A 25,061-nucleotide genomic window follows, 5' to 3' on the forward strand; every position below is an offset into this window, starting at 1 on the left:
ATACATTGAAAGGAAAAATAATGAAAAGAAATTTAATAAAAAAGATAGAAAATAAAATTTATGAAATTGAAGAAAAATATGAAAATAAAGAATATATTTCAAATCAATTGGATGAAGCAAGAGAAGCAATAGAAGATGATGAAATTACTTTTGGTGAATTAAAAATAATTTTGGAAAATTTGGAAGAATTGGAGGATTAAGATGGAAAATGTAGTAACTGTAAAAGAAATGGTCCTATTTAGTGGTGAAGAAAAAATGACAGAGACAGTGAATAATTTTATCAATAATATGATTATTTATTTTCGTGAAGAAGTGAAACTGGAAGAAGTAGAAAAATATATTATAAAACAGAGGGAACAAATTTTGAAGTTTATTTTAAAATTTGAAGATAATAGTATTGAAGATAACTTTTTTTGCTTTTTAGAATTTAAATATGGAAATATCGAAAAACAAAAAGTTGTTGATGAAATGACATTTGATGAAATTACAGTAAAAGATTTTTGCCGCGCATATGGTATGGTAAATGCGAGAAAATATATAGCGGAACATATAAAAAAAATTTTTGGAACAACTAAAGATGAAAAAGAGTTTTTAGATAGTGGGATAGCAGAAATTCTTGCATATAATGTATCAATGCTTATGAATGAGATGACTGTCAATAGCGCAATAGAAGAAATCGTGGGAAATGAAGAAAATTATTATAAAAGAAATAAATATTAGTCAGATTCAAAAATACTTTCCCACACGTGAGAAAGTATTTTAAACCTAATAAATTAGAAAGGTGGAAATAATATGAATGATGTAGTTGAAAGATATGAAAGTAGTTTTAATTATGAAGAATTTGAGGTGAACAATGAAGAAAAAGAGTATTTTATTGAAAAAGAACAAGAATTGATTAATTTAGGACAGCAAGTGGTAAAAGCTACACTTGAAATTGGGAAAAAATTATCGGAAGTTCAAGAAAAAATAGGAAATCCTAATAATGGAATGTTTTTAAAGTGGTTTGAACATATTGGTTTTAAAAAAAATTATGTTTATAGAGAAATTAATAGATGGAAAATGTTTGAAAAATATCAAATTTCTGCTATTGCTGAAGCAAGTATAAGAACAATAGATTTCATTAAAAAGAATGAAGACAAAGTTGCTAAGAATGAAATAGAAGAAATATTAAAAATGCCTGGACAGGCAAGTAATAAAATAAAATCATTAAAAGAAAACATTGAAATAAAAAAAGAAAGTATAATAACACCTGAAATAGAGATAAAAATAATTAATGAAAAGATAGATTTTTATTTTGAAAAAATTAATAAATTGGATTTGAGAAAGAAAGAACTGGAAGAAAGAATAAAAAATAATTAAAAAATTTCAATTTTATTAGAAACATTCCCACGCGTGGGAAGGATTGAAAGGTGTGGGAAAGGATTAATTATGATATTCAAATTTATAGAAATTGAAAATGAAGGACATAAAATTCCTTTATTTTTTGGTAAATTAAAAGATAATAATTATAAAAACTACATAAGAAAGATTGAGAATATAACATCAGAAAGTTGGGATGGCGAAGGTGGTAAATTGAAAAGATTTTTGAAAAAATTTAACTTTGAAAAAATAAGAAATATAACAATTGATAGGAAATCATCTATTGAAGTTTATAAAACAACTGAATTGGAATTTTCAATAATTAGAATAAAAAGAATAACGCCAGTGTATGAATTACTTGATTATATAAAAAAGATAATATTTTAGAATATTTGATTTGCAAGCAGGGAAATTTAACAACTTATTATATTTTGGAAAGGAGATAGTATGGCGATTTATCATTTTCATTCACCGCTTCCATCGAATATTAAAATAAATGTTTTAAATAAACACGATTATGACAATAGAGAAGGAAAATTTAGAAATATAAAAGATTTATATAGAAAAGAGACCTTTAATCTTCCTGAAGAGTTTAAAAATGTTAGGGATTTTTGGAAAACTGCTGATGTCTATGGGAGAGTAAATGAAAGAACTTATCTGATTTATGAATTTGCATTGCCAAAAGAGTTTTCAGATGAAAAAAATTGGGAAATTGGAACAGGATTTTTAAAACAACATTTTGGAGATAAATTTGTATATAATGTCAGTATGCACAATGACAAAGGAGATAGTCCGCATATGCACGTGATGTTTTACACAGGTCAGTTAGATGGCATAAAAAGAAATAAAATGGACTATTTCAAAAATTATAATTCTAAAAATCCTGAAAAAGGAGGACTAAAAAAAAGAGGTGGTAAATTTTCTTCAGATGGCGGAGATGTTATGCGAGCAACAAGAAAAGAATTTGAAATTTATGTAAATAAATACTTGAGAGGAGCGGGAATTGAAGAAATATCAAGTGAAAGTTTAGAAACTCAAAAAAAACAGGCTGAAAAAGATGGTGATATATTAAAGGTGAAAATGCTTGATAGAGAAGCAGCGCAAATTGACGGTAACGTTTTGAAAAGACTGAAAAAAGATAAATTAATTGGTGGAGATAAGGAAAAATTGGAAGAATTTAAAGAGAAGAAAAGGATAAAATATTTGAAGGAGAAACTATATGAATTACAAAAAGGGTTAAAAGAAAAATTAGAAGAATATGAAAAATACAAGAAAACTAATAAAAATTATTCTGATTATTTTAGAGATATTAGTGATATTGATGTAAAAATTTATAAAAATAACCAAAAACTGAAAACAGTGGAAAATTCAGTTTTTAATAAGATGACGAATGGTGAATTTTCTAAAAATTTATTTGAAATAACGGAAATAAATAAACGGTTAAAGAAAGAAAAAAAACAAAAAGATGTTATTTTAAAAGATAGATTGATTAAAAAACTGAATGATATGAAAAAGGTAATTTTAGAAGATGAAGTAAAAAAAGAGAATTTGAAAAATTAAAAAAACAGTTTGAGATAAACTATAAAAGGACTAATGAAAAACTTGAAAATAAGAAGAATGAAATTATAATGGATTTGAAGGAAAAGGGGATAGATTTTGAAAATACTGAAGAAGGGAGTATAAATTATTTGCTGTTACTTTATGATAATAGTAAATTAAAATTTGAAGAATATGTTAAGTACGCTGAAAATAAGGAAAAAGAATTACAAAAAGAATTAAACGAAATAGACTGGGATAATGAAATTTTAGATGAAATAACAGATGGAGAATACGGTAAATTAAAAGAAAAATGTGAAAAATTAAAATCTGAACTATCTGATGATGAAAAAAATTTGAATAAGATAAAGTCCAGCTTTCTTAATTTTAAAAAAAAGAAAGAGAATCAGCAGGCTTATGATGAAAAAAAGAAAGAATTGGAAAAATTGAACAAAATAAGAGAACAGTTGGAAAAGGAGAAAAAAAAGACTATTTTAAAAATAAAAAGTCTAATAAAACATCAAAAAGAAATGAACAAATACAAAAATTTAGACTTATTAGATCTAATGGAAAAATAGTAAAAGAAATATTCAAATTATGGAGTACTTCCAAAAAAAATATTGAGATTATGAATTTGAGAGAAAATGAGAAAGAAGAAGAAAGATATGAAGATTTGGAAAGGGATTAGATTATGAAAATATTGATGTTATTTGTTATATTAACTAATGCGGTATTTTATTTGTATTTACTGTTTAAGCAAATAAAAAAATACCAGGAATTAGAATTAGAAAAAGTAAGAAGCAAAAAGGATAAAAATAAAGTTGAAAGTAGTGAAAATTCAGAAATAAAAAAATTAATGTCGAAGAAGTATTAAGAAAAAATGTGATAGGAGTATTAATTGTTACTTTTGTAATGGTAGTGAGTACAGTTAACAAAGAGCCTTTTAAATTTAAAAATTTTTCAAATTTAACCATAATCCTTATGATATTTAATACATTATATTTTGACTATATAAATAGACAACTAAAAAAAATAGATGAATTTGATGAAAAATTAAAAAGAAGGATCTTAATGATTGGTAGTTATGTATTACCAGTAATAACAATGCTTCTTATAATTCTACAAAAATTATTTGTAAAATAGAGGGATGTGCAAAAATCGACTTAACCCATAGACTAAAGTCTATGGAATTTGTGTCGATTTTTTGTTTAAACTTGCAGTTTAAATCAAAAAAATTCCTTGTAAAAATTGCAGATTTTTAAAAGGCACGCTTGTGTGTTTCTCTGTTAAACAGAAAAACACTGCGTGCCTGAAATAAATTTCAGGAAAAAAAATAACCGTTGTCAAGGACAGCGGTTATAAAAATATACTTAAGTATATTGAGAAAATATTAGTAATCCAAAATTCAATGTTTTAGATTTCAATACTTAAAGTTTATTTTTTAGAATTAGAATATTCAATATAAACTACCGCACTACCGTTTGGTGATTGGACACAAAAAGTTTTCAAAACTCCGTTTCTCTTCGTAATGAAAAAATTTTGCGCCCGTTATATAAAAATTTTTTTTAAATTTCTTGACATTTTTTAAAGAAATGATATAATACAGGTAAGAAATAAAAATATACAATTAAATAGATGTTAAGACTAACGAAAGGTGTCTATACTTGCAGTTCTGGAATTTTAAATGTCAAGGAACTGTGGGAGACACCTTTTTTTATTTTTATTTTCAAAAATTTTTTTGATAAATAAATATAAAAGAAAGGAGATAACTAAGATGAAAAAACAAATTAAAAGTTCATATAAAGTTGGATTTCTATTTTTACTATTGAGTAGTATGAGAGTGTCCAGAATTTTGTGTAAACTCAAAATATAATATATGGTACAGGATGGTATTTTTATCATCCTGTTTTTAAATCCTTCCTTCAAAATAAATACTTAACTGAGAATATATTTCTCCCCAGCCCGGTATTCTTCCAGTCCATTTCCTTGTTGCTTCCTTTAAACTTAAATATACTGACTTCATCAATGCTTCATCTGTCGGATAAAGTGATTTTGTCTTCGTATACTTTCTTAATTGTCTGTTTAAGCTTTCTATCGGGTTTGTCGTATATATCAGCTTTCTTATCTTTGTATCATATTTAAAGTATGTTGTCAACTCATTCCAGTTACTTCTCCAGGAATTAATTACTGCCATATACTTTTTACCCCATTTTTCTTCTAGTTCATCCAGTTTAAACTCTGCCTGTTCCAGTGTTGGTGCATTGTACATTTCTTTTAAGTCTGATGTAAATTCCCTTACATCTTTGTAAGATATGTATCTTATGCTGTTTCTAATTTGATGAACCACACATTTTTGAATTTCTGTCTTAGGGAACACCGAAGATATTGCTTCGCTGAACCCTTTTAAATTATCAACAGACATAATTAGTATATCCTGAACTCCTCTGTTTTTTAATTCATTTAAAACATTTAGCCAGTACTTGCTTGATTCATTTTCTCCTATCCAAAATCCTAAGACCTCCTTTCGCCCTTCCTTATCTATTCCTATAGCTAAATATACCGCCTTTTTAACAACAACTCCATCTTTTCTTACGCTGTAATGGATAGCATCCATAAAAACTATTGGGTATACATCCTCAAGCTGTCTAGACTGCCATTCCCTAATTTCAGGTATAATTTTATCTGTAATTTTACTGATCATAGATGGCGAAACATCAATTCCATAAAGATTATTGAGATGGTCCTCGATATCTCTATTGCTCATTCCTTTAGCATAAAGAGAAAGAATCTGTCCTTCAATGCCAGTAATTTCTCTTTGATATTTAGGGATGATTTGAGGCTCAAACTCAGCATTTCTATCTCTAGGAATATCTAAATCAAGATTGCCATACTCACTTCTAACAGTTTTCTTGGAATGTCCATTTCTAGCATTAGAAGTAGTCTTATCTTTCATAGAATGTTTAGCATACCCCAGTTCATGCTCAATTTCAGCTTCAAGCATGGTTTGGATAGTACCCGAAAGCAAATCCTTAAGCATATCCTTAATATCATTAGTATCTTTAATATTGTAATCCTCAATCAGTGTTTTAAAAATTTCGTTGTCAATTTTCTTTTTAGTCATAACAAAAACCTCCAAATATTATACAGTTATTTTACCATATATTATCTAGAGGTTTACACAAAAATTTTTACACACCCAGTAGTATTGTTTTATCAAAAACAGCAACAAATGGACAATCACAAATTTTTGGTAAATTAGTTGAATGGATTTCACAATCTTGGAGTGATATTCAAATTTTTGGAACTTTTGCAGGACTTATTGCAATTGGTTGGTTTGCATTTAACCAAATGGCTGACCATGAAACTTCAAGAACAATGATAAAAATAGGTTCAATTGTTTTAATAATTGTTGCAATCTGGTTTATAGAACCTACTGTAAAAGCATTAGGTGGAAGTACAATTGCAATTGAGTATATTCAGGCAATAAATTAAAGAAAAAAATGAAAGATGAGGGAAATGAACGAGAAAAAGATACGACAGAAGAAAAAATTTTTTCTGAATAAAAGTAAAAAAGAAAAAATTGAAAATTTCAATCCATTTGACAGATATATGGATTTATCTAATGAACTAACCCATGAGAGAAAAAGATTTAATTTTTCTTTTTTGGTAAATATAATTTTAATTTTTGCTTTGATTTATCTTTCTCTTAGGAGTCATTATCTGCCTTATGTAATTGAGGTGGATAATCAAACTAAAAAACTTTTAAATTCAACGGTATTACAAAAAAATAACAATGAACTTCCTGAAGAAACAGCAAACTATTTTTTGGGAAGATTTATATTGGATACAAGAAGTATATCACTAGACCCAAAATTATATGAAAGTAATTTAAAAGAAGCTAGTTATTTTTTAACTCCAGCGACACAACAAAAATTAAAATCAATAATTGAGGCAGAAAATAATTATCTAAAAATACAAAATAAAACAACAGTTAATGCAACTGTAAAAACTATAAATAAAATTCCTAATCAAACAAACTCTTATCAGATTAGATGGGAAGAGAGTCAATATAGAAATAATGGAGAATTAGAATTTACAAATTATTATGTTGGTATATTTTCCATTGATAGAGTAAGCGTGAAAAATGAAGAGATGGTAAAAATTAATCCGTTTGGAATAATAATAAAAGATTTTAATATTTCAAGAGAAGATGCACCACAAGAAAAGTAAAAGGAGAAAGTAAATAATGGGAAAAAAGAGTATAAAACCTTTAATTATGGGGTTACTGTTACTGATATTTTCATTTGGATTTACAAATGACGGAGTAACGATTACACCAGCAAATAAAAATGTAAAAATAGAATCAAAAATATTTGATGATGATAGTGATGATGGAATAATTTCTGGAAAAAAAGAAGCAATAAAGAAAACAGCCGTAACTTTTCAGTATGCAGATAATTCTGTTTATCAAATTTATTCAAAACCTAATTATTTAACAACAATAAAATTACAACCAGGAGAAAAAATAATTTTTAAAGCAGGAGGAGATACAGAAAATTGGCAATTGGAACAAACAACAGGTGGAAAAGATAATAGAGAAATTTTGTTGTTAGTTCCAACTGATACTGATTTAAAAACAAATCTGGTAATCACAACAGATAGACATACTTATTTGATTAATGCAGTTTCTACTGAAGATAAATATAATCCATTAGTTGAATGGCAATATCCTCAAGAAAAAAAATTATTTTATGAGAACTACAATAATAATACAGAAAATTTATCAGTTAGTGATGTAAAAAATCTTAACTATGGTTATACAATTACTAACAAAAATTATAATTTTTCTCCAGTTTTAGTATTTGATGACGGGACAAAAACTTATATTTTAATGAAAAATAATTTGCAAGAAATGCCAAGTTTTTATGTAAAAGGAACTGATAATCAATTAACATTAGTTACAAGCAGAGTGGAAGGAAGATATGTAGTTTTGGATTATGTAACAAAAGAAATTTTCGTTATAAATGGTAAAAAAACTGTAAAAGTTAGAAATAATAAGAAATAAAATATGGGAGGTGTTAAAAAGTGGCAGAAGAAAATGATGTTGAATTTGATGAAAGTAATAGCACTGACAATTTTGTAAATAACAATAAAAAACCTGAATCAGAAAATACTTTTTATAACGAAGAAAAAGAAAGAGAAGGAGATTCAGAAAATATAAATACAGATGAAATCAATAGTACTCAAGAAGAGGAAAAAGGAATTATTAGAAGATTTATACCTGATACAGGGATGTTTAATGAAAAGAATCTTAAAATTATGGGGTTTGTACTAGTCGCAATGATAATTTCATTTGGTGTATTACCCAAATTTATTTCTGATAAAAAGAAAAAGGATAAAAAGGCTGATGAAATTGCCGTTGCTAATCCTGAAGCAATGAAAGTAGATGATATAAATGGAGAAACTGCTGATCCAAATGCAATGGCAGAAGTGAATACTCCAGTTGACCCTAATGCTCCTGTTAATCCAAATGCAGTAACAGATGATCAATTACCTAGTTATTACAGTACTAATAATGGAAGCGGAGGAAGTAGCGGAATTTCAAATGATGATTTACCATTAGATAATATTGATATGAATGATATAAGGAAAAATACTAAACAAGCATATGATTTAAGTGAAGTAAGAGGGATAAATACAAATACAGGAAGTAATTATGGCGACATTAGTAATAGTAGTGGGATTATGGATGAAATAAATGCTAGTTCAACAAATAACAATAGCGGTAATGTTGGTAAAGGTACGGGAAGAAATACAGAAAATAAAAAAAGAGGAATAGAATTCGTAAGTAATAAAAATAACGTTGAAAATCCAGTTGGACAACTTGCACAAAATCCTGCCAGTTACTCAGCGCAGCAACCACAATTACAACAGACGCTAACACAAAAATCACAAGATTATGACCAAAATAGGCAAGTTTCAAAACAAAATTTTTTAAATACTCAATCTGGAAGTTTTGTATCAACAAAAATGTTGAATAGAAATTATAGTAGATTTGAATTAAAAACTGGACATATAATACATGGAATAATGATTACAGGAGTAAATTCAGATTTACCTGGACAGGTTTTAGCACAAGTATCACGAAATGTTTATGACAGTGTTACTGGAAAACACCTATTGATACCGATGGGAACAAAAATATATGGAGTATATGACAGTAACGTAACTTATGGACAAAATAGACTTTTACTTGTTTGGCAAAGATTGGTGTTTCCAAATGGATTTAGTTTGGAACTTGAAAATATGCAAGGTGTAGATTTGATGGGAAATTCGGGATTTAAAGGAAGAGTAAATAATCATTTTTTAAAATTATTGAGAAGTGTACTTTTATCATCAGCAATTGCAACAGCTTCAGGAAGATTGGATAGCATTAATGTAGACGTTAATACTGGAAATCGTTCAAGAGTAAGTATAGGGACAGGGGCTTCTAATGCTTCTGAAAAAATACAGAGCATTGGAGAAAGACTTGTTGAAAAAGATTTAAATAGGCAGCCTACAATATATGTAAAAAAAGGTTATAAATTCAATATTATTGTTAACAAAGATTTAATTTTAGTTCCATACAATCAATTGAGACGGTAGAAAGAAGGTAATTTATGCAAACAGGAAAAATACCTAATTTAAAAATAACAAGTCTTAAACAAAAATTAATAAAAGCTTCAATAATGTCAGCTATATTACTTATTGCAACTTTTATTATATCATCGACTTATTATGTTGCAATATTGCAGTATCCTGATTTTTTTGGAGAAGGACTATTTACAATATTTAATCAAAAAATATATTTATTAAATTTATTTGATAATGATATGAAGGTAGTTTTTGAAAGAACGCCACTTGCAACACAAAAATTAAAAATAGTATTTTTCGTACTTTTTTTATCTGTTCCTGTTCCTTTTCTATTTTTAAGAAAAAAAAAGTGGAAAGATGAATTTGGTTCGGCAAGATGGGGTAATTATGACGATCTAAGACCAAATAAAAAAGGAAAAAATAAAATTGCAACACTTGATTTTTTAGCAGATGAAGGAGTAGTAATCGGAGAAGTTAAAGAAAAAGTATTGCATGATAATGAAAATACACATATGTCTTTAATTGCACCAACTAGAGGGGGAAAAGGAGTTGGGTTTGTAATTCCTACGCTTGTAGAAGGCTGGAAGCAATCAGTAGTTGTATTGGATATAAAGAAAGAAAATTTTAATATGAGTTCAGGGCATAGAGCACAAGCTTTTGATAATAATATTATAAAATTTGAAGCACTTGCTGACACCAGCTCCAAATATAATCCGCTTGATGAACTGGGATTTATGACTTCAAGAGAAATAGAAAAAGTTAGAAGTATTGCTCTTAATATTGTCGGAGAAGAAAAAACAAATGATCCATTTTGGAATTTATCGGCAGTAGATATTATGTCTTCAGTATTACTTTATGCTTTTTATTCTAAAAGAAGAATAGGGGATAAGCCTACAAAAGTTAGAGCAACAATAACAGACGCTGTAAAATTTATAACTGACCCAAATGTTAATTTGTTAGATAAATTGAAAAAATATAAAAATGGTCAGGATTTTTTACTTTTTGATGATGATAAAGAAATACTTAAAAAGATTTACTATAATGAAAGTGATAAAGTGCTCATCGAAAAAGGATTACATCCCTTTGTAGCAAATCAGTTTTCATATTTAGCGCAAATGCCTGATAGAACACTGCAAAGTGTTGTTGCAATAGCAAAGGCAAAATTAGCAGTATTTGAGTTGCCTACTGTAACGAAAAATACATCAAGAAGTGATTTTAAAATAATGGATATTGTTGATGGAGAAAAACCAGTAAGTTTGTATATAGTAGTTTCTCCGGGAGATATTGAGCTTTTATCACCTTTAATAAGAGTAATGATAGTACAAATGGTAGATAAATTATCATCAGACATTAGAAAGAAAAAAAACAGAGTTTTATTTTTGTTGGATGAATTTACAAGTATTGGTAAAATGACAAAAATAGAAAAAGGATTAGCATATGTTGCTGGATTTGGAATAAAAATTGTAATTGTTTTGCAAGGGATAGACCAATTAATAGCAACTTACGGTAAAGAAAATGGAATTTTATCAAATTGTCAAACAAGGATATTTTTTAGACCCAACGATAATGAAACGGCAGAGTATCTTCATAAACAGTTAGGAGTAAAAACAATAAGAACAAGATCTTATTCGTATTCTAAAAGTGGAAGAAGCAAAAATACAAACTGGACACACAGAGATTTACTTACATTATCAGAAATAGCACAATTTCCAAGTGGAAAGTCAATAATTTTAACTGGAATAAAACCACCACTTGCACCAGATAAAGTTTTATTTTTTGAAAGAGATGATATGTTAAAAGCAACTAAGGAACAACCACGATTTTATTCTGAAGGTCAGTTATTTTTTGAAAAAAAAGATAATATGGGAAGATTTGAAGTCGATAGATTGAAAACAAAAATAGTAAATAAAAGATTATATCATCAAATTCTTGAAGAAAAAGAACAAGAAAAGAAGTATGAAATTGAGCAGATAGAAAAGATGAAAAGAATTGAGATAAATAAAATATTAAAAGAAATATCGGATACAGACCAGGATACAACAGAATATAAGAAAAAACTATTAGAAATTGTACAGTCATTTAGAGATAATGAATTAATAAAAAATATAGGTTTAATAGTAATTGCAGAATTGAGAAAACTAGATAAAATTGATTTCGAAAAGGATAAAGATTTGATAGAACAATTTAGAAATGTTGTAAAAAAAGCTAATAGTTTTCCAAAAAATGAAAAACTAGATGAAATAGATTCTAATAAAATTATTATGATGGCAAAAAGACAATTTAATTAACTAAAAGGAGAAATGACGATGTTAAGTGAGGAAGAGAAACAAAAAAGATTAGAAAATTATAGGAAAAAGAAAGAAAAATTATTGGTAGAAGAAACTAAGACAAAAGAGAAAAAAGAAAGCTTACTCGCTAAAATAAAAACACAACGTGAAAACATAAAAAAAAGCGAAGAAAAGCAAAAAAGAATTAGAACTCAAAAAGACTTGGAGCTCATAAAAATGCTTAGAGATATGTACGATGATGAAGAAATAGATGATTTACTTTTAGAAACACTGGGTGTTTCAGAAAATATTATAAAAAAGGTACAAGATCAGGAAGAAGATTATGAACGATAATTTTTATCAAATGAATGAAATTGAGAAGCAAAAATATAAAAAAGAGCAAGATCGGTTATATTTTGAAAGACTTTTGGGAGAAGATTTTTTAAAATTACTTAAAGATGATTTTGTAACTGAAATTATGCTGAATAATGATGAAGAAAAACATTTGTGGGTGGATAAATTTGGCGAAGGAATGGTTGAAACAAATATTATAGTTAACAATGTTGAAGCATTAAAAATTATTGAAAATGTAGCAAATTTAAATAAAAAGGTTGTAAATGATGATAATCCAATTTTAAGTGGTTCTCTTCCAAATGGAGAAAGATTTGAAGCTATAATTGGAGAATGTGTAAATTTTAGTCCGATTATGGCAATAAGAAAGCCACCTGCAAAGATTTTTACTTTAGATGAATATGTAGAAAAAAAAGTTATAACTGAAAAACAAAAGGATTTTATAGTTCAAAAATTTGTAAGTGAAAGAAAAAATATATTAATTGTTGGAGGAACAAGTAGCGGTAAAACAACTTTTGCTAATGCTTGTTTGGAGAAATTAACGAATACAAAAGATAGGATAATCATTATTGAAGATACACAGGAATTAAAATGTAAGTCAAAAAATATTGTGAGGCTTAAATCAACTTATAAAATAGTAACTTCATTACTATTAAAGTCAACGATGAGATTTAATCCTACTAGAGTAATGATTGGAGAAGCAAGAGATGGGCAAACGTGTTTAGATTTTCTTATGGCACTAAATTCAGGACATCCAGGTGGACTTGTAACAGTGCATGCTGATTCTGCTGAACTTGGATTAAAAAAAGTAGAACAATACATAAATATGGTTAGTCAGAAGCCACAGGAAGAAATGATAGCCAGTGCATTTGATATTATTGTATTTATTGAAAGAGATGAAAATCAGAACAGAAAAATAAAAGAAGTTTTATATTTGGAAGGTTGGGATGAAGTTAGTAAAAAATACATCTTAACCCCTGTAGTAAGTTAAATTAGTTATTTAAAGTATTTATATTATTCAATATAAATAGTTATAAATAAGAAACATAGGACAATGGCAACTGAATAAAAAATCTAGTCTAAAAATAAAAAAATTTAATGCTTTAATTATTTATATTAAATAATTGGAGCATTAAAAAAAAATATGAAAACTAACAGAGATATAGAATTATAATGAAAGGATGAACATATATGAAAATACCAGTATATAAATCATTATTAGAAATAAAAACTTTTTTTGGAGTTCCACAACCTGTATTCATTGGATTAGTAATGTTTAGTGTAGTTTTATTTGTTTTCATAAAATTTTGGGCAATGTTTCCATTTACGATACTTCTTATGCTATTGAAAGCAGTATCAAAAGATGATCCATTATTTTTAATAATTTTTTTGGGTTCGTTTAAAAATAAAAATTATTATAATCCTTAATTTTTAGAAAGGAGTAGTGTATTTTATGTATAAAAATAAATTATTACAGGATTATGAACAAAGTATGCAGTTTTTTATTCCAGCTGCTGCAATGGTCGATGAAGATGGAAATTCAGAAAATCAAAATCCAAAATTTATTGTAGTGAATAAAAATTTCAGTTATTCAATGTGTCTAAAAATAAGATTTCTTGACTTAGATTATTTTACTGAAGAAGAAAAAGAATCAAAATTAAAGATACTCAATAATTTAATAAAAAGATTACCTGAAGGATTTGTTATTCATTCAGAATTTCAAAGGGAAAAAATAAATGATACTAGAATAAAAAGAAATTATGAAAAAATTCCAACTTTTCTTATAGAGAATAGAAGAAAAGAGATATTTTCATCAGATAATTTTTATAAAACTGAATATTATATAACTTTATCTTATTTCATACAAAATGATTTGAGTAGAAATATTTTTGAAACAGTAATTGAAAAAAAAGATGAGGAAGAAACAGCAGAAAGCTTTTTATATATGAAAAGATTGCAAGAATTTAAGGAAGGAGTTGCTGATTTTATTGAGCAATTGAGATCAGTTTCATTAGAAATTGAAATATTAAGTGATGATAAACTTATGGGTTATCTATATTCAACGGTAAATCAGAAATTTATTGAAAAACTTAAATTATCTAATTCAATTTTACTTGATTCACAACTTTCTAAAAGCTCTTATACATTTGGAAAACATCCACAAGTAGGAGATAAGTATTTAGCTACTTTAACACTTACAGCATTTCCTGAAGAAATAAAAGATAGAATATTTCAGGATTTAGAAAAATTAAATTTTGAATATAGGTTTTGCAGTAGATATATAGTTTTAGATAGAGAAGAATCGAAAAAATTAATTGAAAAATTTAGAGATTTTCATCGAGGGAAAAAATATAGTTTTTTACAATATTTTACTTCAGCCATAAACAAAAAAGAATCAAGTAATCCTGATGAGTATGCAATAATTAAAGCAAATGAAGCAGGTAATGCTTTAACAGAATTAAAAACAGGATTTTTAGAATATGGAATTTATACAATTGCGATAATTGTAACTGCTTACACAAAAAATGAATTGGAAGAGTACATTAAAGATATAAATAAAATTTTAACGGCTCTTGATTTTACAGTTTCTGTCGACAAATATAATACTCTTGATACAGTAATTGGAGCAATACCAGGGCAAGTATCGAGTAATATACGTAGGATGCCTATAAATAGTATGTTATTTACGGGATTATCTCCTGTTTCTTCAATATTTCAAGGTTTTGAAAATAATGATTATTTAAGAGATGAAGCTTTAATGATAACAAGAACTAGCAGTAGAGATATATTTTATCTCAATTTACATATAGGGGATGTAGGTCATAGCTTTATAATTGGACCAACTGGGGCAGGAAAATCAGTATTGATTGGTATGATTGCAGCTGAATTTGCTAAATACGATAATTCTCAAATTTTTATTTTTGATAAGGGTCGTTCAAGTAAAATACTCACTACATTATGTGGTGGAGATTTTTTTGACTTGGGAAATTATGAGTTATCATTTCAACCACTTGCTGATATTGATATAAGCAGTGAAAAAGAATTTGCGAGAGATTGGCTTATTAATATTTTTGAAGCTGAAAATATTGTGGTAACTCCTGCATTGAAGGAGAAGATTTGGGTAGCGCTTACAAATTTATCGACAAATGATAAAAGAGACAGAACAATAGAAAGATTACATTCGCATTTACAAGATGATGAATTAAAACAAGCAATATATCAGTATACTAAATATGGAGCATATGGACAATTTTTTGACAATAATACTGATAATTTTTCTAATAACTCTTTCATTTCCTTTGAAATGGGAGATGTAATGGAACAACCAAAAGTAGCACCTCATATTTTAAATTACATGTTTCACAGGCTTGAAAGAGATAAATTTAAAAAAGGGAAAAGAACATTACTCGTTTTAGACGAAGCATGGGTGTTCATAGATAATGCACAAATGCGAAATAAAATTAGAGATTGGCTTAAGACATTAAGAAAATTAGGGGTAGCAGTATTATTTGCAACACAATCATTAGATGATATTATAAATTCTAATATTGCTTCGGCAATAATAGATGCTTGTAAAACAAAAATTTTATTGCCAAATGAATACGCAAAAACAAGTTGGTCAGATCTTTATAGGAAATTAGGATTAAATGATAAAGAAATACAAGATATAAATGACGCACAACAAAAACAAGATTATTTTTACAAATCAACTAAAGGTGCTAGAATGTTCCAGCTGGAATTATCTCAATTGGAATTGGCATTAGTTGGATCAACAGATAAAGTTGATTTTGATAAAATTGATGAATTAAAACAAAAATATAAAAATGACTTAAAAATGCTTAATTTATCATGGTTAGATTGGAAATTAAGTCATTTAAACATAGAAACTGAAAAAAGATTAATACGTGAAAATTATTAATATACTTTCTCACGCGTGGGAAAGTATAATTTTAAGGAGAGATTTATTATGAGAAGTAGAATTAAAAAAATTTTTGCTTTAGTAAGTATAGCAGGTATATTTTCAATAACTTCAGCAACTACTTATGCAGGTGTATTTGGTGGAGGAGGAGCTGATTCATCTTACTGGATGATGAAAGATTATTATGAAAATTTGGCAAGCAAATTACAAATTGTAAAGGATTATGAATTACAACTTGAAAAATTCAAATTGCAATTAGAACAGTGGAAAAATCTTCCTGAAGCATTACTTAGACAAAAAACAGAACAACTAGTACATAAAATTAATGAAATGTACAAAGCTAACCAGTATGCACAAGGAGCGTTAAAGTCAACAAAAAAAGCAGAAGTTGCATTCAATAATTTATATAAAGATTTAATAAATGGTGGGAACTTGAAAAGTTACAATCGAGCGATAGATAATTATTATTTAGAAATGAAAAATATTGGAGCAGATATTTTAGCAAAAAATGGGCAAAATCAATTAGCACAAAAAGATTTTAAAACTAAAATGGTTGCACTTGCCAGCGAATTAGAAACTGCAAAAAATCCTAATCAATTACTTAATATAATTGGAAGAATTAATCAAGAAATGACAATAACATTAGAAAGAGTAGCAACTCTAATGGAACAAACCTCAAGTGCTGATAGACTTATGAAAGCCAGAGAACTTGCGGAGCAGCAAGCAATTGAAGAAAGAAATAGAGCAACTAGGGAATCCATAAGAAAATCAATTAAATATCATGAAAGTCAGGCTCAAAAATACAGAAGTTTACGAAATAAATAAAGAGGTAAAAAAGCAATGAAGGAAATAAAAATATTCGAATGGATTGCTAAACCGCTTATAGATATAATAGATTCAGGATTAACATCTTTAATAACTGCAATGATTATATTTGCAGTAATTCTTGCATTATATGATTTCGCATTAGCAACTATAAATCATCAAGATATACGACAAGTTATTATTACAAAAATATTAAAATATGGCTTTTTTTTAGGTATAATAAGCGAATATAAAAAAGTTAAAGATGTCTTGCTTGATGGATTTGTATCATTTTTTAAAATATTCACAGGTAGTGAAACTTCATTAGAAAATGTAGCTGATGAAATATTGAATGAAACAATGAAAAATTTAAATAAAATGTTTGAGGAAGCAATGATTACACCAACTCCAAACAATGTCGTAAATATATTGTTTTTAATATTTATCTATATCTTATGTGTTGTCTTGCTTGTGTTTGTATTATATAAAGTATTACATGCGATAATGAGATTTTATATAGTTTTAGGACTTGCAATAATTTTTATTCCTTGTTTTTTGTTTGAGGGAGTAAGAAGCGTTGGTCAAAAATTTATAAATGCTGTATTTTCAGCAGGAATAAAATTAACAGTGCTTTTAATAATTCAAAAAGTTTCAATGGATATAATTATGCAACAAACGGTAGGAACAACTAAAAAAACTGGATTTTGGTCAACTGTTACATTTGGATTTATACAAAATATTGATATTAGTCAAATAATATCGTTTGTTACAGTATTTGGAGTATGTTCTGTCATAATATTTTTTTATGAACCAATAACTTCATTTTTTTTGTATGGAGCTGGAGAAACCTTAACAATAGGACAAATTTATAAAGGCGCAAAAGGTATGGCAAGTAATACTTTAGGATTTCAAGAGATGAGACAGACATTAGGAGGTGGTGAAGAATAAATGGAGATAAATTTTGATGAAATTTTAGTTAAGCCATTTATTGATAAAATAGACTCGGGACTTATAACAGTATCACAAGGGGTTTTAGTGTTTGCAACTCTACTTGCTTTAATAGATTTTACCTTTACTATGATAAGAACAATTGAAAATCGTGATCAACTTATGAAATCAATGATGGAGCGAATGTTAAAATATACTTTTTGGTTTGGAATAATCCTAAATTATACAAAAATAAAAGAAATTTTACTTGATACTTTTATTGGTCTTGCTAATGTTTTTTCTGATAAAAATATAGATACTTCAGTAATAATTGGAGATGTGTTTAATAAAAATATGGCTGATATAAATAAAATTTTAGATGCAGCGAATACAATGACTGGATTAGGAAATATGGGGTGGAAATTACTTTATTATTTTTGTTGGATTTTAGCCTTTATATTATTGATATGGATTATTGTATCAATTCTTTTTGCGGTGATTGCATTTCATTTTGTCGCTGGTATATCAATATTGTTTATATGTTTTGCAACATTTGATGGAACAAATTCATTAGGAGAAAAATTTATAACAGCAGTAGTAGGTGCAGGAATGAATCTTGCTGTTATACTTATAATAGAACTACTTTGTAACAATGTTATGGAAGATTACCTTTTTCCAAATGGAGCAGTAACAGATGCTATAAATAAACCTCAATTAATTTTTGGATGGCTTGGAATTTTTGCGGTTTTTTCATAACTAAAGCTAGTTCTCTTGCTTCAATAATTACATCAGGTTCAGGGGAAGGATTAACTGCAACAGGTTTAGGAAAAGCGGTAATGAGCCAAGTATCAGGTGTTATATCTGCGGCAGGAGTGGTTGTAACAGCAGGAGCAGCAGGAGCTGGGGCAATAGCAGGAGCCACTGGAGGAATGGTATCCCAAACAATGGGAGCAACCAAAACAGTTTCAACAGCAGTAAATGGAGTTAAAACAGGAACAATGGCTACGAATACTGCAACAAAGTCGCAGAAAGTTCAAGCGGTTTTAAAAGGTGGATTTGAAGGAGCAAAAGAAGGATTTAAAAAAGGTAAAACAGTCGGTAGAATAACAAGTAAAGCAATAAAAAATACAGCGGATGTTGCTTCAAAAGGAATAAAGATAGTAACAGATGATCCAATAGATAATGTTAAATCAATATTGTCAGGAAAAGGAATTTCAACAGGAATAGAAACAGAAAAATTAACTGAAGAAGAAAAAGCAGTGATAAAAAAAAGTGCAGAAAACGTTGTAATTACAGGTTCAAAAGGTATAAATTATGGACTTAACAATATAGAAAATATTGTAGAAGAATTTAACTTAAATTATAAAACATTTACAGTATGAAGATATTGTTATACAAAATAGTAAAGGAAAACTTGTATTTTCTTACAACGATGGGTCAAAAGGATATTTTAAACCTGTAGGAAAAGGACTTTATGTCCCAGTATACACGGTTAATAAAAATTATCACGGATATGGAACAATGGAACTTTACTTTGCATATGATTTAAAATTAAAAACATTAGTTATGGTAGGACAAGGAAATGAAATCATAGAAGCTTATAAAAAAGTAAAGTAAGGAAATAATGATATTAAATATTTGGAAATGGATGGGTGTAATAATGAAAAAAATAATATTTTTATTAATGTTGATAATGAATGTATTTATATTTGCTGAAAAGCTTCATACAGATGGTAAAAATAATTTAAATAAACTTGTTGGAAACTGGGGAAATTCTGCTGATGATTTAGTGTCAATAAGGTTAAAAAATAATAAATGGTATTTCGGTAGTTATTGTCCTGATTGTCAAGAACTTTCTGGATATAATAATGGAATGGTCTGGGACATTATACAAAATTATAAAAATGGAGTATTTATTGTTAAAAATTTTTATAAAATTCCGTCTAAAAGAGATAAAAATTTTTATTTTGCATACGATACAAAATATAAAAAATTAGTAGAATTAGATTCGCAATTAAATATTATTGGAATAATAAATAAAAGATAATTTAAAACTATAAAAAGGCTAGAAAAATATTCTAGTCTTTTTTTTGTACAAGGAGATATTTTATGAAAAGAATAATAATAGTAATATTATTTTTTATATTAAATATACTGGTATTTTCAGAGAAAACTTGTAATGACACTGACTTCAGACAAGCAATGGTAAATTATGCCAATGCTCAAGTTGGAAAACCTTACAGTATGATAGGACCTCGTGTTGGACCTACGTCTTTTGATTGTTCTGGACTTATGTCAGCTAGTATAAAAGCGGGTGGTATGACTTCTATTTCAGGAAAGAAAGGAGATTTTGGTACAACAGCTTTAGGATTGAGACAATCTAGTGGAACATTAATATCTAGAAATGATTTTTCTAATTTAAAACCAGGAGATATAATACATTTTTCACCTTATTCAAGTGGAACAACAGGACACGTAGGTATAGTAGTTTCAAATCTTGGTAATGGTAGAGTAGAAATGATTGACGCAAGAGGAAAAAAATATGGAGTGCGAAGAAGAATAAAAAATTTAGCAGCAGATGGTCATTATTTAGGGGCGACAAGTGCAACTCAAATTTTGAAGAATAATAGCTGTACTAGTATTGTGGATGAAAATGGACAGATAGTTGTCCCGCCCGCAGGTTCAACGGTGGGCGACACTTTAACTGGAGATGACGCAAGTAGGGGATTTACAAATGAAACTTATGAAATTGATTGGGATAAAATATCACAAAAATTTTTAGATCAAATTAATTCAGGAGTTGATAGATTACTAGGTGGAATTGGTTATCTTATGGTTATAATGTGCTGTATTGATTTTACGTATTATTTGATTAAAAAGAAAGGAGAATGATGTGTTTTCAAGTGAAAGTTTAGTTAGATTCGTAAAATATGCTTTTTGGTTTGGAGTGATTAATCAATTTAGAGAACTTCAGGAAATATTTTATGATAGTTTTTTATCAATCGCACTTGCATTTGGAATTAAGTATCCAAGTTTAAATAGCATTTGGAATAAATTAATGTCAAATGTTGAAAAAATACTAAATATTATTACAACATGGGGTTCACATATGTTTTTAGGGAAGATACAATTATTACCACAATTAATTTTGATGATAATCATTTTAATAATATTTTTAATTTTAGTTATAAGAATAATGATTGAATTGGTTTTGGTAAAAATACAATTTTTTCTTACAACTGGAATATCAACTTTTTTTATACCCTTTGAAGTTTTTGAAAAAACAAGAAGAGTATTAGGTGGAAAAGTCTTGATGACAACTTTAATATCAGGAATAAGGATAGCTGTTATGGTAACCATTGTTTCAGTGGTTATAAGTGGATTTGACAAAGTAACAATTGAAAGTATTAAGACAATGGATGATATAAAGGACGGATATCAAGAAATTGTAAGATATCTAATTTTAACAGGGATAGGAGTTCTTCTGGTACAAAAGTGTGATGATATTGTGAAAACATTAAATGGAAGATAGGAAGGAATAAAATGAAAAAAATAGTATTGCTAATGATATTTTTTGTATCTTCAATAATTTTTTGTGCAAATGATGCAGCGATGGTTGATTATATTGTAAAAAATTCAGGTGGAAAGACCAGTAGAGCAGACGCACAAACAATTGTAAATACGGTTAATAGAGTATCAGCTCAGTATAATTTCTCTCCAGCATATATTTATGGAATTATCCAAACGGAATCTAATTTTAGAAATTTAAAAGCAAATAGCGCCAATGCACGAGGTGTTATGCAAGTAACTCCTGGTACTTCAGCTGCTGAAGTAGGATGTACAGGAAATTTATATAATATTGAATATAATATTGAATGTGGAGTAAAATATTTTGCTTGGATGAGAAAAAATGCAAAACATTATGGAATTACCAATTTGTCTGATTTAGCAGCTGCATATAACTGTGGACCAGGATGTTTTAAATCCGGAAGATGGAAAAGAATAAAGGAAACTACAAGTTATATAAAAAAAGTTCCATCATTTGGAAATAAGATAGCAAAAATTGCAGGATTAGATCCATTAGATATGACGCAATTTCCACAAGGAGAATACAGTGGTAGTGATGGCTCCAGTTCAATAAAAAGTGATTTTTTAGATGTATTTGAAATTGATTTTGATAAAGCAGTTGATATATTTAAAAATGGAATTTTATCTAAAGTAGATAAGTTAATAAGTGAGGTAATTATCTTACTCACATTTATAGCCTTATTTGATTTTATTCTCACAGTTATACTACCAGCTACCGCAGATACTTCAACTATTTTACCTAGGGTAATAAGTAAAATGTTAAAATATGCTTTCTATATAGGACTTGTACTAAATTTTGTAAATATACAGTCTATGATATTTGACTTTTTTATTGGAATTGCAAAGGTATTTGGCGCAGATGTAACCAATGCAAATCAAGCTTGGCAGGTGTCAATAAAAGAAGCTGAAAAATTATTTAATTTGATAGTAAGTTATCATCAAAAAGCAGACATGACAAAATGGATTTTATTACCTGATATATTTACTATAATGATAGCTTTATTTATTATGTTTATAGTAGGAATAAGAATAGTGCTAGAAATTATGATGGCAACAGTACAATTTTTCTTAACTACAACATTAGCTTTATTTTTTGTCATATTTGATGTTTTAAAAAAGCCATCAGGATTACAGAATAAACTTCCAATTACATTTATTTTAAGCGGTATAAAAATAACGGTTATTACAGTAGTATTTTCTGTGATTATAGGAGCATTAAATTCAGTTAATATAACAGTTGATACAGATAATCTTGATGCAATAAAAGATGCGTATGAAGGTATTTTTAGATATATAGGACTTATGATAATAGGTATAATCCTTATTTCAAAGTCATCAAAATTTATAACAAAAGAATTCAGATAGAAAAGAGATGATGAAAATGGATAAAAAGAAATTATTGAAAACAATCAAAAAAAACGAACATATTTTAGAGAAAGAAGAGTTAAAGGAATTTACAAAAGATAGAGAATTTATGTTAGAAGCAGTAAAATTAAATGGAAATTCGTTAAGGTATGCTTCCAAAGAGTTAAAAAATGATAAAGAAATGGTGATGGAAGCTATTAAAAATAATAATTTATCTTTTGCACACGCGAGCGAAAGACTACAAAATGATAAAGATGTAGTATTTGAAGCAATTAAAGGTGTGAAAGGACTAGAAGAAATACTAAAAAAAAGTTCTTTAGATTTCAGTTTTAAATTAGAAGAAAGAAAAAAATCATTTAACGAGAGAATGAGTGAAGAATTGGAAAAATCAAGAAGAACTGTTATAAAAATACTAGCAAAAGTATTAATAACACTTTCGCAAGCAATGGATGGAGTTTTAAAAGAAGCACAGAAGATAAATGATATGGAAAATGATTATGAAAAATTTGGGAAAATTCATAAAGATGTAAAATCCCAAAGTGAAATTTATCAATCTAAAATGGAGAATGAACAAAGTAATGAGAATCCAAAAGAATCAATACATCAAAGTGAAGAAATAGAAAAAGAATTTTTAAATGAAAAGAATGAAGAAACGAAAGATAAAATAGATGAAATTTTTGATGAAGTTTTAGAAAATCCTGAAGCAGTTGATAAGTATGTGGAAGAAAATATTGTTGAACCCACTAAATTCAAAAGTGAAATGGACTATTTTGAACAAATGTATTCTGGCTTTGAAAAAAATCAAGATGAAAATGAAAGATAGTAAAAAATTTCTAAATTTGTAATGAAAAAATAATATTTTTGAATGAAAATTATTGAGTTTTGACATAAAAAATGCTATAATAAAAGAAAAATAAAGGATTGATTATTATGGCACGAACAGTAAATGTGAATTTTCGTATGGACGAAAATTTAAAAAAAAATATGGAAATGATTTGTAATGAAATGGGACTTTCTATGTCAACAGCTTTTACAATTTTTGCAAAAAAAGTATTAAAAGAAAGAAGAATACCTTTTGAAATTTCTGCTGATCCTTTTTATTCAGAAAGTAATATTGCTCATTTAAAAAGAGGAATTAAAGCACTAAATGAAGGAAAAGGAATAGAACATGATATAATTGAGGTTGAAGATTAATGAAAAAAATATGGTTTGAAGAAGCTTGGAATGACTATTTATATTGGCAAGTTCAAGATAAAAAGACATTAAAACGAATTAATCAATTAATTAAAGATATTGAAAAAAATCATCCAATTGGAATAGGAAAACCTGAGCAGTTAAAAGGGGATTTAAGCGGTTTCTGGAGTCGAAGAATTGATGATAGAAATAGACTTGTCTATCGTATAATAGATGAAGAAATTTTGGAAATAGTTTCTTGTAGAGGACATTATAATTTTTAGAAATAAAAAAATATTTAAAATCATAAAAAAATAAATTATAACAAAAAAAGACTAGAATCGGTGATTTTGGTCTTTTTTTGTTTTAAAAAAGCAATAGAAAAGGAAAAATTATGAAAAATTGGCAGTTTGAAAATATTTTAAAATATAAAAAAAAGGTAAATAAAGGATTACTAATATTTTGGATTTTATTTGTTTTAGTTGTAATAAGTTATTTACTTTTTACTCAATTATTTTGGGTAAATGTTTCACCGTCAATTCCATTGGGAATTTACAGAGAAATAAAATTTAAAGATGTAAAAAAAGGAGATATTGTAGTTTTTAAGATGGATGAAAATTTTGAAAAATATTCAAGCACAAAAAATATAAAGAACATCTTAACTGTTAAAAAAATAGTCGCTGTATATGGAGACAAACTGGAAGTTCAAAATAATCATCTTTTTGTGAATGGAGAAGATTATGGAGAATATATCAAGGGAATTGAAAGAGCTAAATTAAACATCTCAAAAGATGGTTATTGGGTATTGTCAAAAGAAAAATACAGTTTGGATTCAAGATATTTTGGAGAAATAAAGAAAAAAGATATTTTGAAGAAAGTTAAATTGGTTTACAAAATAAAAATATAATCGTAAAGTTCATCCATAATTAAACAAATTTAAAATTATAGCTTTATTTTTTTGAAAAATCTATGATATAATAAACATAGAAAAGATAATATTTAAAAGAAATGATAAAAAGTTTAATAAAAAATTAAAAATTTATATTTTAGGGATCAAAAAATAACCATTTGTGTTTTAAGAGCTTTTAGAGGCTTATATGAGAAAATTGTGTATTAGCCATAGAAAGTATTGACATATG

30 protein-coding genes are annotated in these 25,061 nt (G+C 27.3%); 29 read left to right on the top strand and 1 reads right to left on the bottom strand.

Translation table 11 applies throughout. The features are described 5' to 3' along the window. The first annotated feature begins 20 nt into the window (after nt 1–20). The 8 genes from AXF11_RS10210 to AXF11_RS10245 all read left to right on the top strand — a co-directional run bounded on the left by AXF11_RS10210 (nt 21) and on the right by AXF11_RS10245 (nt 4,038). Nucleotides 21–200 (top strand): hypothetical protein, encoded by a 180-nt coding sequence (locus tag AXF11_RS10210; protein ID WP_156440415.1) that lies wholly within the window; start codon nt 21–23, stop codon nt 198–200. Nucleotide 201: 1 nt separating this feature from the next. Then, nucleotides 202–720 (top strand): hypothetical protein, encoded by a 519-nt coding sequence (locus AXF11_RS10215; RefSeq protein WP_068157961.1) that lies wholly within the window; start codon nt 202–204, stop codon nt 718–720. Nucleotides 721–792: 72 nt separating this feature from the next. Continuing rightward, complete coding sequence (locus AXF11_RS10220; RefSeq protein ID WP_068157965.1) at nt 793–1,359, top strand: hypothetical protein; 567 nt, start codon at nt 793–795, stop codon at nt 1,357–1,359. 69 nt (nt 1,360–1,428) lie between these two features. Then, a complete protein-coding gene (locus AXF11_RS10225) occupies nt 1,429–1,746 on the top strand; it encodes a hypothetical protein (RefSeq protein WP_068157968.1) in 318 nt (105 codons plus the stop codon). A gap of 60 nt (nt 1,747–1,806) precedes the next feature. Further along, nucleotides 1,807–2,919 carry a MobA/MobL family protein gene (locus AXF11_RS10230; RefSeq protein WP_068157971.1) on the top strand — a complete coding sequence of 371 codons (1,113 nt, stop codon included), beginning with the start codon at nt 1,807–1,809 and terminating at the stop codon, nt 2,917–2,919. A 68-nt stretch (nt 2,920–2,987) separates the two neighbouring features. After that, on the top strand, nt 2,988–3,473 hold the full coding sequence (locus AXF11_RS10235) for a hypothetical protein (RefSeq protein ID WP_068157974.1): 486 nt from the start codon (nt 2,988–2,990) through the stop codon (nt 3,471–3,473). A gap of 113 nt (nt 3,474–3,586) precedes the next feature. Further along, complete coding sequence (locus AXF11_RS10240) at nt 3,587–3,769, top strand: hypothetical protein (RefSeq protein ID WP_068157986.1); 183 nt, start codon at nt 3,587–3,589, stop codon at nt 3,767–3,769. 8 nt (nt 3,770–3,777) lie between these two features. Next, nucleotides 3,778–4,038 (top strand): hypothetical protein, encoded by a 261-nt coding sequence (locus tag AXF11_RS10245; RefSeq protein ID WP_068157989.1) that lies wholly within the window; start codon nt 3,778–3,780, stop codon nt 4,036–4,038. Nucleotides 4,039–4,804: 766 nt separating this feature from the next. Here the strand turns inward: AXF11_RS10245 and AXF11_RS10250 are convergent. Beyond that, nucleotides 4,805–6,016 carry an IS256 family transposase gene (locus tag AXF11_RS10250; protein ID WP_068153993.1) on the bottom strand — a complete coding sequence of 404 codons (1,212 nt, stop codon included), beginning with the start codon at nt 6,014–6,016 and terminating at the stop codon, nt 4,805–4,807. 227 nt (nt 6,017–6,243) lie between these two features. On the opposite strand from AXF11_RS10250, the gene AXF11_RS10680 reads away from it, so the two are divergent. The 21 genes from AXF11_RS10680 (at nt 6,244) to lepB (ending at nt 24,829) form a co-directional block, all read left to right on the top strand. Beyond that, a complete protein-coding gene (locus tag AXF11_RS10680) occupies nt 6,244–6,387 on the top strand; it encodes a hypothetical protein (protein ID WP_156440416.1) in 144 nt (47 codons plus the stop codon). 24 nt (nt 6,388–6,411) lie between these two features. Then, nucleotides 6,412–7,125: a type IV secretion system protein gene (locus AXF11_RS10255; protein WP_197416828.1), complete on the top strand. Its 714-nt coding sequence runs from the start codon at nt 6,412–6,414 to the stop codon at nt 7,123–7,125. Nucleotides 7,126–7,141: 16 nt separating this feature from the next. Further along, entirely contained in the window at nt 7,142–7,960 is an 819-nt protein-coding gene (locus AXF11_RS10260) for a TrbG/VirB9 family P-type conjugative transfer protein (protein WP_068157997.1), read from the top strand. Between the two features lie 20 nt (nt 7,961–7,980). Beyond that, nucleotides 7,981–9,540, top strand: coding sequence for a TrbI/VirB10 family protein (locus tag AXF11_RS10265; RefSeq protein ID WP_068158001.1), 1,560 nt, complete (start codon nt 7,981–7,983; stop codon nt 9,538–9,540). Nucleotides 9,541–9,554: 14 nt separating this feature from the next. Further along, entirely contained in the window at nt 9,555–11,816 is a 2,262-nt protein-coding gene (locus AXF11_RS10270) for a type IV secretory system conjugative DNA transfer family protein (RefSeq protein WP_068158004.1), read from the top strand. An 18-nt stretch (nt 11,817–11,834) separates the two neighbouring features. Beyond that, nucleotides 11,835–12,149 carry a hypothetical protein gene (locus AXF11_RS10275; protein ID WP_068158006.1) on the top strand — a complete coding sequence of 105 codons (315 nt, stop codon included), beginning with the start codon at nt 11,835–11,837 and terminating at the stop codon, nt 12,147–12,149. Then, complete coding sequence (gene trbB, locus AXF11_RS10280) at nt 12,139–13,137, top strand: P-type conjugative transfer ATPase TrbB (protein WP_068158009.1); 999 nt, start codon at nt 12,139–12,141, stop codon at nt 13,135–13,137. Before AXF11_RS10275 ends, trbB begins: the two co-directional genes overlap by 11 nt. A 200-nt stretch (nt 13,138–13,337) precedes the next feature. Further along, nucleotides 13,338–13,574, top strand: coding sequence for a VirB3 family type IV secretion system protein (locus AXF11_RS10285; protein WP_068158011.1), 237 nt, complete (start codon nt 13,338–13,340; stop codon nt 13,572–13,574). 25 nt (nt 13,575–13,599) lie between these two features. Continuing rightward, nucleotides 13,600–16,065 (top strand): TraG/VirB4 family ATPase, encoded by a 2,466-nt coding sequence (locus AXF11_RS10290; RefSeq protein WP_068158012.1) that lies wholly within the window; start codon nt 13,600–13,602, stop codon nt 16,063–16,065. Nucleotides 16,066–16,113: 48 nt separating this feature from the next. After that, nucleotides 16,114–16,890 (top strand): hypothetical protein, encoded by a 777-nt coding sequence (locus tag AXF11_RS10295; protein ID WP_068158014.1) that lies wholly within the window; start codon nt 16,114–16,116, stop codon nt 16,888–16,890. A gap of 15 nt (nt 16,891–16,905) precedes the next feature. After that, nucleotides 16,906–17,817, top strand: coding sequence for a type IV secretion system protein (locus tag AXF11_RS10300; protein ID WP_068158021.1), 912 nt, complete (start codon nt 16,906–16,908; stop codon nt 17,815–17,817). Then, on the top strand, nt 17,818–18,552 hold the full coding sequence (locus AXF11_RS10305; protein ID WP_068158026.1) for a type IV secretion system protein: 735 nt from the start codon (nt 17,818–17,820) through the stop codon (nt 18,550–18,552). Further along, nucleotides 18,522–19,178, top strand: coding sequence for a hypothetical protein (locus tag AXF11_RS10310; RefSeq protein ID WP_068158029.1), 657 nt, complete (start codon nt 18,522–18,524; stop codon nt 19,176–19,178). Before AXF11_RS10305 ends, AXF11_RS10310 begins: the two co-directional genes overlap by 31 nt. 278 nt (nt 19,179–19,456) lie before the next feature. After that, nucleotides 19,457–19,843 carry a hypothetical protein gene (locus AXF11_RS10315; protein ID WP_156440417.1) on the top strand — a complete coding sequence of 129 codons (387 nt, stop codon included), beginning with the start codon at nt 19,457–19,459 and terminating at the stop codon, nt 19,841–19,843. Nucleotides 19,844–19,905: 62 nt separating this feature from the next. Further along, complete coding sequence (locus AXF11_RS10320; protein WP_068158043.1) at nt 19,906–20,688, top strand: C40 family peptidase; 783 nt, start codon at nt 19,906–19,908, stop codon at nt 20,686–20,688. A gap of 1 nt (nt 20,689) precedes the next feature. After that, on the top strand, nt 20,690–21,328 hold the full coding sequence (locus tag AXF11_RS10325) for a type IV secretion system protein (protein ID WP_068158044.1): 639 nt from the start codon (nt 20,690–20,692) through the stop codon (nt 21,326–21,328). An 11-nt stretch (nt 21,329–21,339) separates the two neighbouring features. Beyond that, nucleotides 21,340–22,749, top strand: a complete 1,410-nt coding sequence (locus AXF11_RS10330; RefSeq protein ID WP_068158045.1) for a transglycosylase SLT domain-containing protein — start codon at nt 21,340–21,342, stop codon at nt 22,747–22,749. 16 nt (nt 22,750–22,765) lie between these two features. After that, nucleotides 22,766–23,572, top strand: a complete 807-nt coding sequence (locus AXF11_RS10335) for a DUF4116 domain-containing protein (protein WP_068158047.1) — start codon at nt 22,766–22,768, stop codon at nt 23,570–23,572. A 107-nt stretch (nt 23,573–23,679) separates the two neighbouring features. Beyond that, nucleotides 23,680–23,943, top strand: coding sequence for a type II toxin-antitoxin system RelB/DinJ family antitoxin (locus AXF11_RS10340; RefSeq protein ID WP_068158049.1), 264 nt, complete (start codon nt 23,680–23,682; stop codon nt 23,941–23,943). Further along, nucleotides 23,943–24,206, top strand: coding sequence for a Txe/YoeB family addiction module toxin (locus AXF11_RS10345; RefSeq protein WP_068158051.1), 264 nt, complete (start codon nt 23,943–23,945; stop codon nt 24,204–24,206). Before AXF11_RS10340 ends, AXF11_RS10345 begins: the two co-directional genes overlap by 1 nt. 110 nt (nt 24,207–24,316) lie before the next feature. Next, nucleotides 24,317–24,829, top strand: coding sequence for a signal peptidase I (gene lepB / locus AXF11_RS10350; RefSeq protein ID WP_068158054.1), 513 nt, complete (start codon nt 24,317–24,319; stop codon nt 24,827–24,829). The last annotated feature ends 232 nt before the right edge of the window (nt 24,830–25,061 follow it).

The organism is Leptotrichia sp. oral taxon 847 (assembly GCF_001553645.1).
In the GTDB taxonomy this organism is placed as follows: Bacteria; Fusobacteriota; Fusobacteriia; order Fusobacteriales; family Leptotrichiaceae; genus Leptotrichia.